This is a genomic window from Anabaena sp. UHCC 0451 (genome assembly GCF_034931405.1).
Lineage (GTDB): Bacteria > Cyanobacteriota > Cyanobacteriia > Cyanobacteriales > Nostocaceae > RDYJ01.
This window is the reverse complement of the sequence record NZ_JAYGHA010000004.1, coordinates 211366-225341: the sequence shown is the minus strand read 5'-3', so window position 1 is coordinate 225341 and position 13976 is coordinate 211366. Positions and strand designations below refer to the sequence as shown.

At 36.8% G+C, this 13976-nt stretch carries 13 protein-coding genes; 6 read left to right on the top strand and 7 right to left on the bottom strand.

Annotated features, from left to right (window positions below; all coding sequences use genetic code 11):
• Window positions 1–160: 160 nt before the first annotated feature.
• Complete coding sequence (gene recQ / locus VB694_RS04910) at window positions 161–2344, bottom strand: DNA helicase RecQ (protein ID WP_323359190.1); 2184 nt, start codon at window positions 2342–2344, stop codon at window positions 161–163.
• A gap of 236 nt (window positions 2345–2580) precedes the next feature.
• Between recQ and VB694_RS04905 the strand changes: the two genes are divergently transcribed.
• Complete coding sequence (locus VB694_RS04905) at window positions 2581–2865, top strand: DUF427 domain-containing protein (RefSeq protein WP_323359202.1); 285 nt, start codon at window positions 2581–2583, stop codon at window positions 2863–2865.
• A gap of 118 nt (window positions 2866–2983) precedes the next feature.
• Here VB694_RS04905 and VB694_RS04900 read toward each other — a convergent pair whose 3' ends face one another.
• Window positions 2984–3418, bottom strand: coding sequence for a molybdopterin-binding protein (locus VB694_RS04900; RefSeq protein WP_323359189.1), 435 nt, complete (start codon window positions 3416–3418; stop codon window positions 2984–2986).
• Window positions 3419–3527: 109 nt separating this feature from the next.
• On the opposite strand from VB694_RS04900, the gene VB694_RS04895 reads away from it, so the two are divergent.
• Window positions 3528–4379, top strand: a complete 852-nt coding sequence (locus VB694_RS04895) for a DUF72 domain-containing protein (protein ID WP_323359188.1) — start codon at window positions 3528–3530, stop codon at window positions 4377–4379.
• A 13-nt stretch (window positions 4380–4392) separates the two neighbouring features.
• Complete coding sequence (locus tag VB694_RS04890) at window positions 4393–5190, top strand: Rpn family recombination-promoting nuclease/putative transposase (RefSeq protein WP_323359187.1); 798 nt, start codon at window positions 4393–4395, stop codon at window positions 5188–5190.
• Between the two features lie 82 nt (window positions 5191–5272).
• Here VB694_RS04890 and VB694_RS04885 read toward each other — a convergent pair whose 3' ends face one another.
• The 5 genes from VB694_RS04885 to VB694_RS04865 all read right to left on the bottom strand — a co-directional run bounded on the left by VB694_RS04885 (window position 5273) and on the right by VB694_RS04865 (window position 10614).
• A complete protein-coding gene (locus VB694_RS04885) occupies window positions 5273–6784 on the bottom strand; it encodes a hydroxysqualene dehydroxylase (RefSeq protein WP_323359186.1) in 1512 nt (503 codons plus the stop codon).
• 138 nt (window positions 6785–6922) lie between these two features.
• Entirely contained in the window at window positions 6923–7492 is a 570-nt protein-coding gene (locus VB694_RS04880; protein WP_323359185.1) for a pentapeptide repeat-containing protein, read from the bottom strand.
• A gap of 161 nt (window positions 7493–7653) precedes the next feature.
• Complete coding sequence (locus tag VB694_RS04875) at window positions 7654–8298, bottom strand: DUF2834 domain-containing protein (protein WP_323359184.1); 645 nt, start codon at window positions 8296–8298, stop codon at window positions 7654–7656.
• A 96-nt stretch (window positions 8299–8394) separates the two neighbouring features.
• Window positions 8395–9480 carry a heat-inducible transcriptional repressor HrcA gene (gene hrcA / locus VB694_RS04870; protein WP_323359183.1) on the bottom strand — a complete coding sequence of 362 codons (1086 nt, stop codon included), beginning with the start codon at window positions 9478–9480 and terminating at the stop codon, window positions 8395–8397.
• 786 nt (window positions 9481–10266) lie between these two features.
• Window positions 10267–10614, bottom strand: a complete 348-nt coding sequence (locus VB694_RS04865) for a rhodanese-like domain-containing protein (RefSeq protein WP_323359182.1) — start codon at window positions 10612–10614, stop codon at window positions 10267–10269.
• A gap of 68 nt (window positions 10615–10682) precedes the next feature.
• On the opposite strand from VB694_RS04865, the gene VB694_RS04860 reads away from it, so the two are divergent.
• The 3 genes from VB694_RS04860 to cysE all read left to right on the top strand — a co-directional run bounded on the left by VB694_RS04860 (window position 10683) and on the right by cysE (window position 13900).
• Window positions 10683–12356 (top strand): DUF3352 domain-containing protein, encoded by a 1674-nt coding sequence (locus tag VB694_RS04860; protein WP_323359181.1) that lies wholly within the window; start codon window positions 10683–10685, stop codon window positions 12354–12356.
• A 130-nt stretch (window positions 12357–12486) separates the two neighbouring features.
• Entirely contained in the window at window positions 12487–12975 is a 489-nt protein-coding gene (locus VB694_RS04855) for a hypothetical protein (RefSeq protein ID WP_323359180.1), read from the top strand.
• A gap of 172 nt (window positions 12976–13147) precedes the next feature.
• Window positions 13148–13900 carry a serine O-acetyltransferase gene (gene cysE, locus VB694_RS04850; protein WP_323359179.1) on the top strand — a complete coding sequence of 251 codons (753 nt, stop codon included), beginning with the start codon at window positions 13148–13150 and terminating at the stop codon, window positions 13898–13900.
• The last annotated feature ends 76 nt before the right edge of the window (window positions 13901–13976 follow it).

Below are 13976 nucleotides of genomic sequence, written 5' to 3'. Positions count from 1 at the left end.
ATCCTTATATAGGGTTTGCTGAAAAAGTCTTTTCGTGTTCGCGCAGCGTGACGTAAGTCATGGGGCTAGGAGTCAGGAGTCAGGAGGAAGAATTAGAAGGAGGTAAGAATAGTCTCGAATCTGTAAAAGTGATAGGTAAATGAACGGTTTCAGGGTATTTTTATTTGCCGATTTCAGATGTTTTACGTTTTTCCTTTCTCCATCTAGCCCTAACTAAACGAATTTCGTCAAAGGTATAGCTTTGTCCTAAATTATCCCGAATAGGTGTTAAAGAAATATCACCGAGAACTTCTAAAACTTGCCAGATTTTCTTTTGATGTTCTAAGGGTACTAATTGATTTAAATCTATAGGTTGGTTTTTTTCAATTAAATCTGATAGATGTTTAATAATTGTAGAAGTCTTCACATTACGTTCTTGGGCAATTTCTTCGATGGTAAAACCTTGTTGATATAACTCAAATGTACTGGATTCGGTATCAGAGGGAAAGCTATCAACTACCGGGTAATAAACTTGATTATTTTTAGGTTTTTGTAAACCTTGTTGTTGACAATAGGCTTGAATTTCTGCCAAGAATTTATCACCATATTGGGCTAATTTGTGACTACCTACCCCGGAAAGTTCACCAAATTCATATAAAGTTTTTGGTTGTATCTGAGCCATTAATTTTAGGGTAGAATCATGAAAGATGACGTAAGGTGGTACGGCTTGTTCATCAGCTAATTGTTTACGGAGAATTCGCAATCTATTCATGAGAACTTCGACTTCCGCAGCTTTACCATTTCCATCTTCTAAATTAATCTTTTGAGCCACAGGAACAGCAATAGAAACTGTCCGCTGTTTTCGCATCACTTCCCAACTCAAAGCATTAAGTTTTAAAACTGAATAACCATCGGGAGTTTGTTCTAATAAACCTTGATGTAAAAGTGATCTTCCTAACATTCGCCATTCATCTACTGTTCTATCTTTACCTATTCCATAAGTAGATAATTCATCATGTTTATTGAGGGCAATTTTCTGACTTTTCGCTCCTCGTAACACATCAATAATATAAAGCATTCCATATCTTTCTTTACACCTAGCCACACAAGATAAAAACTTCATGGCTTCAATTGTCCAATCTTGTACAGGTTTAGGATGAAGACAATTATCACAATTACCACAATTACCAGGAAATCTTTCCCCAAAATAACTTAATTGAATTGTGCGTCTACAATCTGTTCCTTCTGCATAATCAATAACTTGTCTTAGTTGCTGTTTAGCTATTAATTGTTCTTGGGGGTCTGTTTTTTGATTAATACTCCACTCAATGGTTTTTACATCACCAAAACTAAAGAATAGCGTACACCGTGAAGGTTCATCATCTCTCCCTGCACGACCAGATTCTTGATAATAACTTTCTAAATTTCTGGGTAAATCAGAATGAATCACAAACCGCACATCTGGCTTATTAATACCCATACCAAAAGCAATTGTTGCCACCATTACCCGCACATCATCCCGAATAAATCGAGTTTGATTTTTGGATCTTTCCTCATCACTTAAACCAGCATGATAGGGTAAAGCAGCAACTTGATCTTTTTGTAATTTAAAAGTTAGTTCATCAACTTTTTTTCTGGTTAAACAATAAATAATTCCTGAACCTTCATTTTCTCTAACAATTTCTAATAATTCAGCGTAAGCACGTTTACTTTTAGAACGAATTTCATAATAAAGATTTTGGCGGTTAAAACTGGCAATATGAATACTGGGTTGTTTTAATCCTAATTGTTGAATAATATCAGCCCTGACGCGATCTGTAGCGGTAGCTGTGAGGGCAGTAGTAGGAACATGAGGATAGCGTTTTCTGAGTAATATTAGCTGGCGATATTCAGGGCGAAAATCATGTCCCCATTCAGAAACACAATGGGCTTCATCAATGGCAAAGTTAGCAATGCCAATTTTTTCTTTAACTACATCTAAAAGCGGTAAAAATCTATCACTAACTAGACGTTCTGGAGCAACATATAATAATTTAACCTTACCATTCATAATCGCTTCTTCACGAGAGCGAACTTTATAGGCGTTGAGACTACTATTCAGAAATGTGGCAGAAATATTATTAGTTCGCAGTGCTTCCACTTGGTCTTGCATCAATGCTATTAACGGTGATACTACCACAGTTAAACCTGGTTTTAAAAGTGCAGGTAATTGAAAGCACAAAGACTTACCTCCACCAGTGGGCATCACCACCATTAAATCACGATTTTGTAGCGCATCTTCGATAATTTGCCTTTGTCCAGGGCGAAATTGGTCATAACCAAAGTGATGTTTTAAGGCTTTTTCAAGGTGGGGATACTGAAGCATGGTAGATGGCTTTTGCGTGTCTGGTTTGTGATAAAGATATTAGGATTGTAACTCATGTTGGGGGAATGAGGAACGCTAGAATTTATAGATAGGAAAATGTCAGAATCAGGATGTCCAGGATTAAAGGATGAAAATAGGGATTTTATCACTAATTACCTATTACCCATTCCCAGCCTCAACTAGATACAGCGACTGGTAAAGTATAATATATATTGTTAACTTTCTTTTCAATCCTCATTATGAAAGCAACTTGGAACGGTGCTACTTTAGCCGAAAGCGACAAAACCGTAGTCGTGGAAGGAAATCATTACTTCCCTGCTGACACCATTAACAAACAATACTTCACAGACAGCAGCACCCACACCACTTGTTCTTGGAAAGGAGTCGCTAGTTACTACAGTGTTGAAGTTGATGGACAAGTCAACAAAGATGCAGCTTGGTACTATCCCAGCACTAAGGAAAAAGCTAAAAACATAGAAGGTTATATTGCTTTCTGGAAAGGTGTGAAAGTCGAAGCTTAGACTAACATTAAATTACCATAGGCGTTCTTTTAGGCAGGGAATAAATTCCCTGTCTAATGGCTCAAGTCGGTTAAAACCGACTAATTTTTAAGCAGTGATTTCTTGATTTTTTTGTTATTTAATCCTTGGCAATAACAATATCATTTGATTTAATCACAGCATAAGCTTCTGTTCCTTCAAATAATTCTAATTCTTCAGCAGAAACTCTGGTAATCATTGAAGTTAACTCAACTTTATGAACAATTTCTAAAGTCACTTCAGTATTAACAGTTCCTGTAGTCACTCGTTTAACAACTCCCTTTAAAACATTGCGCGAACTAACTTTTAATGGCTTTTTTTGACTAATAATTTCCATCTCAAAAGTCTGAGTTTCTACTTTTTCCTGGGTAGTTGGTAATGATTTTGGGGGTGAAGAAGATTTATGAAGACCACGAACTAATTCCCGTAAAATCTCAGTTTTAGTGCGCTGGGAGTGCTGACAAAACTCTTCTAAAATTTTCCGTTCTTCTTCTGAAGTTTGAAATGTTACCCAACCTTGTTCTTTTCTGGGCATAAAGTTACTAATTTATTTGCTATGTATAATCTTTATATAATACTAGCAAGAGTCAATTTTTTTAACCTACTTATACAATTGAATAGAACATATCAAAGTGATTTATTTTATGAATTTTTATATCGGTTGTGCAGTTTGGGCTTATAAAGGTTGGGTGGGCGAACTTTATCCCCCAGGAACTCGCAATGCTGACTTCTTAAATGTTTACAGTCGCCGCTTTACTACTGTAGAAGGAAATACCACTTTTTACGCTGTACCTAACGCAGAAACTGTTACCCGTTGGGCGACAGAAACACCTCTAGGCTTTGAATTTTGCTTAAAGTTACCGCGAGATATTACCCATCAAAAATTACTTCAACCCCATATTCCTGACGCTTTAGCATTCTTAGAGAGGATGCGACCATTAGGTAAGCATTTGGGTCCAATGTTTGCCCAATTACCACCTAGTTACTCACCTGCTTTACTTGATGATTTGCGAGCTTTTCTAGAAGCATGGCCACGTCAAGATGTACCATTGGCATTAGAGGTGAGACATGGTGACTGGTTTAAAGAACCCCATTTGAGTAATTTAACAAAGTTGTTAGAAAATTTAGGGGTAGGTAGGGTTTTGTTAGATACACGTCCTGTTTATACTGGGGAAGATGACCCACAATTGGCATCAGAACGGCGTAAACCTCAATTACCAGTGCAGTTTTCTGTAACTGCAAATTTTACATTAATTCGCTTTATTTCTCATCCGCAGTTATCAGTAAATCAGCCTTTTATGGCAGAATGGATAACACAGATTCAACAATGGTTAAAAGCAGGAATTAACATTTATTTCTTTGTGCATTGTCCTACAGAAGATATGTCTCCTAATAATGCTCGTTATTTTCAACAGTTATTAGAAGAAAGTGGTTTAGAAGTTCCTCCTTTACCTTGGAATAATTTGAGTGAATCTAATCAACTTAGTTTATGGTAATACAAAATAGCTTATGTATGACAACATCTGCAAATTTATCGCTGAAAACTACAAAGATGATTTAGCTACATGGTTACTAGGCTCACCCATAAAATTAACAAAACTTAGCCCTACCGAATTATCAAACGAACCAATTAGAGCCGATTCATTGATTTTATTACAATCAGATAAATTATTTCTGCATACAGAATTTCAAACCGATGCTGATAAAGATATTCCTTTCAGAATGTTAGATTATCGAATCAGAGGTTATCGGCGGTTTCCTCATAAAGAAATGCGTCAAATAGTTGTATATCTGCGAAAAACAGATTCAGAATTAGTCTATCAAAATAGATTTACATTAAGCGACACTAACCATCAGTTTGAAGTTATTCGACTTTGGGAACAACCAACAGAACAATTTATGAGTTTACCTGGTTTATTACCATTTGCGGTACTAAGTCAAACAAAAGACCCTACAATAGTATTAAATCAAGTAGCGCAAGCAGTTGAATCAATTACCGAGCAACAGTTACAAAGAAATATAGCTGCTGCTAGTAGCGTGTTAGCAGGGTTAGTATTAGATAAGGAAGTAATCAAGAAAATTTTCAGGAGTGATATTATGCGCGAATCAGTTATTTATCAAGAAATTCTGGAAGAAGGTAAAGCTGAAGGTAAAGCTGAAGGTAAAGCTGAAGGTAAAGCTGAAAATGCTAGAAATGTGGCTATAAATTTAATGCGAATAGGCATGAGTTTACCGCAAATTGCTCAAGTCACAGAATTATCTATTGAGCAAGTTCAAGCTTTACAACAGGAAATTCAAACATCATAATTTTAGATTCCCTGCTTCTTCAAGAAGCGGGGAATTTGATTGGTATAAATCAAATTACGGTCATGGTAACTTATGGTGTAACTTATGGCAACCAAAAATTAGGTAAAATAGATTTTCCTAAATCTCGTATACTTTGATTCACGTTTCTACCTATTTGTATATGAGGTTCATCTTTTTCTACAGGTAAAATATCAGCTTTTTCCCCATCTTGTAAATAAGAAATAGCCAAATTAGCAGCTTCTAAACCTGTGACATAAGCTTTTTCCTGTGACCATGAACCGTGACGGTTAATAATCCAATCTCCACTCATAAACACATTTTTAAAACTCGTTTTTGCAGGTAACATATAACGATAACTACCAGGTGCAAAATGTGTAACTGCATTTTCTAAACGAATTACACTACTATCAATTACTTTTGCTGCTTTAAATCCTGGAATACAAGTTGCTAAATAACCTTGAACTATTTTGACAATTTCCTCATCACTTAAATGCAAAAATTGATTAGCGTGATAAAAATCAACTTCAACAACTGTTTCTGTTTGATGTTTAAATTCATCATGTAAAGCATTCAAATCAAAAAATGTCCATCCTGTAGTCTCATCAAAACCAAAACAAGCATTAGAAGGACGAGGAATATCAATTTTTCTGTCAAACCATAACCGAGTTGCTAAAACATCAATTGCCCCTAAATTATTTAAATTTCTAAATTCTTGATGATTTTGTAAACTAGGACTACTAGCGACAATTTTCTTCATTCCTGTGATACCAACAGCAAAAATCACGGCATCAGCATCAAATACTTCATCACCGCAAACTACACTTTTCACCTGGTTATTATTATCAACAATTACGTCTGTAACTCGGTGTTTAGATAGAATTTTTGCGCCTAAGTTTTCAATTTTTTCTACCCAAGGACGGAAGATTTTTTCTCCCACTGTTCCCCGACACCAAACCACATCAAAATCAGGTTGATGGGCGAGAATAAAATAATATAACATTCCTAAAGTTGCAGCGGCTGAACATTGTTCTCCAGGGGCAAATAAACCCACTAATAACATTGGTTCAAATGCTTCTTTATAAAGTCGTGCCGAAACACCAAAAGTTTTAAATAATTCACGGGCTGTTATTGAATCATACCTTTTCCAAGCATTATCAGAATTATCAAAATCAATTAAGCTATAAAGTAAAGGTAAGGCGCTGATTCTGTCAATGAATGGTAAACGTTGAAATTGCGGATAAATAAAAGTTCCTAATGGTGTTGGCAGTCTTGGTAAATCTTGAAAAATGGGTGATTCAACTTCTAAACCAGCGGGGGAATATTGAGCAGAACGGGTCCAAGTTGTAAAGGGATTTATGCCTAATTCATTAATAAGAGAAAATATATTTCTGTAAGGATACCAAAAGCCATGAATCCCAGCTTCTACAGATTTTCCTCCGGCGGTTTGCCATCCTGCAACCAGTCCACCAGGATAGGGTCCTGCTTCTAAAAGTGTGACATCATAACCTTGTTTGGCTAAATGGTAAGTCGCACCTAAACCTGCCCAACCAGCACCAACAACTACCACCCGTTTTTGTTGTGAGTCTTCTAACATTTTGCCCCTATGGTTTCCGTCTTTTTACTAATGTATCCGAATTTGTGGGCAAATTATTCAAGATTTAAAAGTAGAGATGGTTGATAAAATATCTCTACTTTTTTTGATTTCAGCTAAAAGGTATAAATCTAGAAAATATTAACTATGAATAGTGCCATCTGGCATAATTGCCGCAGTTAAAAAAGCCTCACTCATATCCGTGGCATTTAAATTAGCTCTGGTCAAATTTACCTCACACATATTTGCTTCACTTAAGTCAGCACCAGTTAAATTTGCGCCTTGTAAATCTGCTTTCCACATTCGCACACCTCCCATTTTTGCACCGCTCAAATTTGCACCTTGTAAATTAGCTGCGGTGATTGATGCTTGATGTAAATTAGCATCACATAAGTCTGCACCAGTTAATAAAGCCCCGCTCAGGTCTGATTCATTTAAATGGGCATTAGTTAGTACAGCTTGAGTTAAATCAGCACCACACAGAATTACTTCCGATAAATGTGCATTTTCTAGTTTTGCACCTCTGAGATTGGCTTTACTTAAATTCGCTCCTGTCAAAGATGCTTCTGTGAGGTTAGCACCTCTAAGGTCTGCTCTAGCAAAGTCTATACCACCTAAGTTAGCTCCTTGTAGGTTGGCTGAGGGTAAAGCAATACCATTGAAGTTTCTTTCTCCTCTGGCATATCTAGTTAAAAGTTCTTGAACATCCATAGTTTTTAGTTACTAGTACCTAATTTGGACATTTAATTTGTAATTTTTAGTAATACCTGTTACTGAGAATAAATGAGTTTAAACCTAAATTTATGAAATGATTAGCTTTTGGATTTACTTCAATATTATAAATGTATTGTATCTATAAAAAAATTATTTTTCTACAAATTATTTTCCTTCACAGACGGCCGTATGCACAAATAAATCAACGCCCCAAAAAAAGGAATCATTGCAAATAACCAAAATAATTGATTATCCTTCCAACCCCGTCGGGTCATATCATCTCCTAACAATGTCGGAAATAATAAACTCAACATACAAAAATCTAAACTCATTACATGAATAAATCTGCTAGTTTGCCATTGTTGGACAAAATTAGTCCAATCTCCTTGGAAACCATAAGCAACTAAAACACCAGCACCTAAAGTTAATATAATTCCTGTAATACGAGAATCAAATATTTTGATAAACAGATTTTTCTGCCCTGTAAATTCTTGATTTGGTTCTCTTAAAGCTAAATAAGGTAAAAGTGCAAAAGCCCCAACTGCAAAAGATGCAGTCGCAAAAGGCCAAGCCCGGATTTTTTGTCCTCTACCATCAATAAATAATACCGCACTATAAATTAAAGGCCAGATACCCATAATATTAAATAGGGCAATTATTACTGGATTAATACCTTGCCAATTTCCTGTAGAGAGATTTTTAATTAACTCTAAACTCTCTGGAAAATTATCAGGAGGAGCAAAGAAAAAGGCATAGGAAACAAATCCTAGCCATAATAGACCAAAAGAGATTTTTCTCAACATACAAGAAATGGCAGGTAAATGAAGTACATAGTTGAAATCAAAACTTAAACAATTTACAACACCAAGCAGCTTTTTACTCCTGACTCCTGCTATGGTTTACGCAGTTTGACTAAAAGCATCTGAGAGGTAATCTGCTGCTGCGGCTACAACAGCGATCGCATTTTCATAGTCTAACCTAGTTGGTCCCAAAACACCTACACTTCCCACTGTTACAGAACCCCGACGATAACTAGAAGAAATCAAAGAACAAGTCCGAATCGGTTCTAAAGGGTTTTCTGCACCTATCCGCACCGTTACCTTGGGTTTACCTGTGTCCTCAATTTTCGGTTCTTCACATATTAACCGCCATAATTGCTCTTGTTCTTCTTCCAACAGTTGCATAATCGTTTGTACCTGCTGTACTTGGGAAAACTCCGGTTGACGCAACACTTCACCCACACCCCGCACCATAATTTGTGTGGATGTTGGAGCTAAAGCACGATGAAGTAATTCTGTCAAGGAACTTTTCAAAAATTCACCATAGCGTTGAAACTCCTGATCTAATTCACTCCAGTCAAGCTGGGCTAATTCCAATAGAGTACAATCGCGCAAATGACTATTTAAAAAATTAGAAATAATTTGCAATTCTCTATCAATTGCTTCTCTATCTGGTTTGATTTCTGATGATGCGCTAAATAAATCCATCACCTTGGAATGAGTTTCATAACCATCCGTAACCACAATCAACATAATTATTCCAGCTTCAACTTGCAAAAGTTGCAAATGTCTTAATTGTGCTGTATGGGCTTGTGGCATAGTAATTAAGGTAATGCAGCCGCTTAATGTTGCCAAAATTTGAGCCGCACCTTGTAACAAAGCTTCCAAACTCCAATCATCCCAATGTAGACGCTGTTGTAATGTTGATTCAACCTCTTTAGCTAATACTTCTGAAGGCTTCATCAATTTATCAACATATATACGATAACCAGAATCAGAAGGTATTCTCCCCGCAGAAGTGTGTGGTTGATAAAGCAACCCCGATTTTTCCAAAACACCCATAACATTGCGAATGGTAGCGGAACTGACACCAAGATCAAATTCCTCAATCAAAGCTTTAGAACCAACAGGCTCTGCTGTAGCGATATAATGGCGTACAGTTGCCCAAAGTATATTCTGTTGTCGATTAGTCAGCTGGACTTGCATAGAAGTATGTTTTACTGAAGGCAAATTTTAATCAAAGGCCGCAAGACTGTATAGCTAAAACTGCAAAAAAGATTACTTATTATTTAATTAAGATAGCAAATTATATACTTATGTTGTGTTCATTAAACACAAAATTTACCTTCAGTATTTATTTAGATAGTCGAAAACAAAAAAGCGGTAGAAATTTCCACCTTTTTCTGTAGTATCTCATAGTCCATCAACATAAGGTGTAACTTTAGTTACAAAACTTTACTTTCTATCTGACAAGATCGATACATGACAGTTGTTTTTATATTTACGCTATATTTGTTCTGTGCTTTAATCAAGATTTATCTCTACTCGTTAACAGGAAAAATTGAGACTTTAACCCTCTACCATTAAACTGGGAATCACAAAAATAATTTCCTAATTTTTAAATCCAGATGTGATAAAGGGTTAAAGATTTAACTTACCCTTGGGGTTTAAAGTCCCCCCCTGCTTCTACAAGCAGCGGGTTTTGCGTCGGGGTAAAATCCCCGTTGCAAAACGTAATTCTAAATTCTAAATTCTGCATTCTTTTAATGTAAGTATTCAGCTATAGCAATCGGTCATATCCAGATCCCCGACTTTACCAGATCAATTGATCATTTATAAACATAATAAATAAAAGAAGTCGGGGATGTTATCGCCTTACCTGAATTCTGACGATTTAATTACTAACAAAATATGGCAAACATTTTGAAACATTAATAAATCGCCAAAACCCTTATTAAATCAAAGTCTCAAATGTTGGGTTATGAATATTCCCTAATACTGAGGAACTGAAGAATCAACTAATATGGAATAGGCAGCAATACCACCAGTGATATTTTTGACATTTGTAAATCCTTGACTCACTAACCATTGACACATCTGAGCGGAACGTATTCCGTGATGACATAACACTAAAGTTTCCTTAGTCGAATCAAAGCTCGTGAAAATATTCCCTTGCCATTGCTCGTATTCACTCAAAGGAAGATTGACAAAACCATTGATTTGTGATATTGCCAATTCTTGAGGTTCGCGCACATCAATTAACTGTAGTCCAGAATCACCTTGTGCTAGACGTTGTGCTAGTTCTTGAACGCTAATTTCGCTAAACGATTGACCAGTCATACAGTTTTTCTAAACAGTCCTATACTATTTCATGGTGGCAGAAAAGCGAGAAAATAGATAGGTTGAATGTGAATAATCAACGCTCCTTCTTTAGTTTTTTAGTAGCTGGTGTAATTGCCCTACTATTAATTATTACTGCTGGCTTTTACTGGTTTTTCGGCAAAAGTCCGGTCAATTTTAGTATCTCTAGCTCCCAACCAGGGGCAGCTATATTTGTATCAAATGTGTCGCCAGTGATGGTGTCCTTATTGGTAAATCCCGAAAGTTTACAGTCACTAGAACCACACGGAGAAATTTCTCAACTCAAAAACAGTTTATTGGCAAAAACTAATATAGACTTCAAAGATGATATTCAAGCTTGGCTCAGTAACGAAATTACATTGGCTGTAACTAGTCAAGATATAGATCACGACCCAGAGAATGGACTACAACCAGGGTATCTGATGGCACTAGCTACAGACAAACCTGCAAAAAGCCGCGAATTTGTGGAGTTGTTATTTTCTAAACGGGCTTTAGCAGGAGCAAATTTAGAAGTAGAACAATACAAAGGTGTGAAATTACTTTATGACAATCACGAAATAGTAACACCTACAAAAATCCAAAATCCAAAATCTAAAATCCAAAATAGTTTAGCTGGTGCGGTTGTTGATGACTTTGTTTTGTTTGCTAATGATATCAAGGTGCTGCGAGAAGCTATTAATAATGTCCAAGCACCAAATTTGAATTTGAGCAGTTCTTCCGAATATCAAAAAGCGATCCCAGAATTACCTAAAAATGCTGTGGCTGTTGCTTTCTTCAATCTGCCGACGGTAGCACAATGGCAAGGGTTAGAATTAGCAGAACCTACGTATAATAGCCAAATTCTTTCTTTAGTATTAAATCCCCAAGGATTGTTAGCAGAAAGTACATTTTTAACAGCGTCCAAAATTGCTCCTGTATCTACACCATTATCTAAACCTGTGGGTGCATTGCAGTATATTCCAGAATCCGTAGGTTTAGCAATTGCAGGGGCAAATTTAAGCAATTTACCTAATAGCGATTTAGCCAAACTTTGGCAACAAGGAACAGCAACTATTTATGGTTCTTCAGAAGCAGCTATTTTTCGTTGGTTGCAACCTTTGATAGATGTGCAAAAACGCTGGAATCTTAACTTTAGTGAGGATATTTTTAGGTGGGTAATTGGAGAATACGCCTTAGCAATTTTACCGAATCAGGCAGATATAAAACCTCACTGGGTGTTTGTGGTGGAAAAATCGCCGCAGTTAGAACAAGGTATAGCTAAGTTAGATCAAATTGCTGTTAACAGTGGTTTTAATGTTAGTGCTGTTACCCTCAATAACCACAAAATAACAGCTTGGACAGAGTTAAAAGCTACTTCAGATCCAGTAGATGTTAACGTTGAGGCCAAAGTCCGGGGAGCGCATACAACCATTGATAATTATGAAATTTTCACCTCTGAATTAGGGATGATGGAAAAAATTCTCACCCATCAAGAACATCCCCTGATTGAAAATTCTAACTTTCAGGATAGTATTGCCATGATCCCCCAACCCAACCAAGGTTATGTATATATTGACTGGAAAAAAAGCCAAGGTTTTTTAGAACGTCAGCAACCTTTACTGAAATTTGTGGAACTGTTGGGTAAACCACTATTTGACAATTTGCGATCGCTTACAGTCAGTAGTTATAGCACTGAACCAGGAACACTCAAAGGTGGTGTCTTTTTTCAAATGGAACACTAGATTTTTAGATCCCCGACTTCTTTGAGAAGTCGGGGATCTGGATTAGCTGTGATCTCAGCACTACCCAACAGCCATTTTTTTACATAAAATTAGTATACACAGTTACAAAAAAACTATTTGGGATTGAGCTATGAAAAATCGTCGCCTTTGGCTTCAATTTCGGTGTAGCTGGCTGTTAGCTGCCATTACCGCTATGATAGCGACACCTATAGCAGCCCAGACAGCCAATTTTGGAACTCTGAAACTAGCACCAGGTTTTGAACCGGGACAAGGAATGGCATCAGGTTATACAGGGGGTGCTTATTCCTTATCTGCTATGAGTAACCGCGATCGCGATAAAAAAGTGTGTATCGGTTTTGGCGATCCCAAACCAGATCACATCCTTGTTCTAGAACAAGATTTTGATAAATTAACAATATTAATTAACAGTGGAGGTAAAGACACCACTTTATTTATCAAAGGACCAGATGATGCAACCATTAGATGTGGTGATGATACAGGTAGAAGTAAAGATGCGAGTGTGAGCGATCGCAATTGGAAACAAGGCATTTATCAGCTTTGGGTAGGTACATTTAACCCTGGAGTCAAACATAACTACACTTTAAAAGTCGAAGAATAGGTAATTCAATTTTGGATTTTGGATTTTGGATTTTGTTAACTCCAATCTAAAATCTAAAATCTAAAATCTAAAATCTAAAATTTTTCTTCCCAGTCCCCAGTCCCTAATTACTAATGACCAATTAGCGATAAAATGAGAAAGTAGCTTGTTTTGCTTTTTGGGTAATATCTCGATGCTTTCTACACTACACGCCGACTTTCGCATCATCTTTGAACGTGATCCAGCAGCCCGGAATTGGTTGGAAGTCTTGTTTTGCTACCCAGGCTTACAAGCCTTAATCTTCCATAGACTTGCTCACTGGTTGCGTGCTATCGGTATTCCCTTTATCCCGCGTTTAATTTCTCACATCGCTCGGTTTTTAACTGGGATTGAAATTCACCCAGGTGCTGTCATCGGCAAAAGCGTATTTATTGACCACGGTATGGGCGTTGTCATTGGTGAAACAGCCATTGTAGGAGACTACGCCCTTATTTATCAAGGCGTTACCTTGGGGGGAACAGGTAAAGAAAGCGGTAAACGTCACCCGACAGTTGGTGAAAATGTTGTTGTGGGTGCAGGTGCAAAAGTTTTAGGTAATCTCCAAATTGGTAATAACGTCCGCATCGGTGCAGGTTCAGTGGTGTTAAGAGATGTTCCTTCTAACTGCACAGTTGTTGGTATACCTGGACGCATTATCTATCGTGCGGGAGTCCGGGTTTCTCCCCTAGAACACAATAATTTACCAGACTCAGAAGCAGAAGTAATTCGCACTTTGGTTGACCGCATTGAAGCACTTGAAGAACAAATTCAAAATCTCCAAACTCCCGTAAAAACTCCGGTTTTAGTCGGTCAATTCATTCAAGAAAATGAATTACCAAAAGAACACAATTTCTGTAATATCCGAGATAAAAAGATTCAGGAATTTTTTGATGGTGCAGGAATTTAAAAAATGTAAAATGTAAGAATTCAGGAGTCAGGAGTCAGAATATTTGTTTGTAGCAGATTTAAACAAATATAGGGAT

Bases quoted from the DNA above. Each gene is read 5' to 3' on its own strand.
- VB694_RS04880 (WP_323359185.1), bottom strand. From the start codon at position 7,492: ATGGATGTTCAAGAACTTTTAACTAGATATGCCAGAGGAGAAAGAAAC.
- recQ (WP_323359190.1), bottom strand. From the start codon at position 2,344: ATGCTTCAGTATCCCCACCTTGAAAAAGCCTTAAAACATCACTTTGGT.
- VB694_RS04900 (WP_323359189.1), bottom strand. From the start codon at position 3,418: ATGCCCAGAAAAGAACAAGGTTGGGTAACATTTCAAACTTCAGAAGAA.
- VB694_RS04875 (WP_323359184.1), bottom strand. From the start codon at position 8,298: ATGTTGAGAAAAATCTCTTTTGGTCTATTATGGCTAGGATTTGTTTCC.
- cysE (WP_323359179.1), top strand. From the start codon at position 13,148: ATGCTTTCTACACTACACGCCGACTTTCGCATCATCTTTGAACGTGAT.
- VB694_RS04890 (WP_323359187.1), top strand. From the start codon at position 4,393: ATGTATGACAACATCTGCAAATTTATCGCTGAAAACTACAAAGATGAT.
- VB694_RS04885 (WP_323359186.1), bottom strand. From the start codon at position 6,784: ATGTTAGAAGACTCACAACAAAAACGGGTGGTAGTTGTTGGTGCTGGT.
- VB694_RS04865 (WP_323359182.1), bottom strand. From the start codon at position 10,614: ATGACTGGTCAATCGTTTAGCGAAATTAGCGTTCAAGAACTAGCACAA.
- VB694_RS04895 (WP_323359188.1), top strand. From the start codon at position 3,528: ATGAATTTTTATATCGGTTGTGCAGTTTGGGCTTATAAAGGTTGGGTG.
- VB694_RS04855 (WP_323359180.1), top strand. From the start codon at position 12,487: ATGAAAAATCGTCGCCTTTGGCTTCAATTTCGGTGTAGCTGGCTGTTA.
- hrcA (WP_323359183.1), bottom strand. From the start codon at position 9,480: ATGCAAGTCCAGCTGACTAATCGACAACAGAATATACTTTGGGCAACT.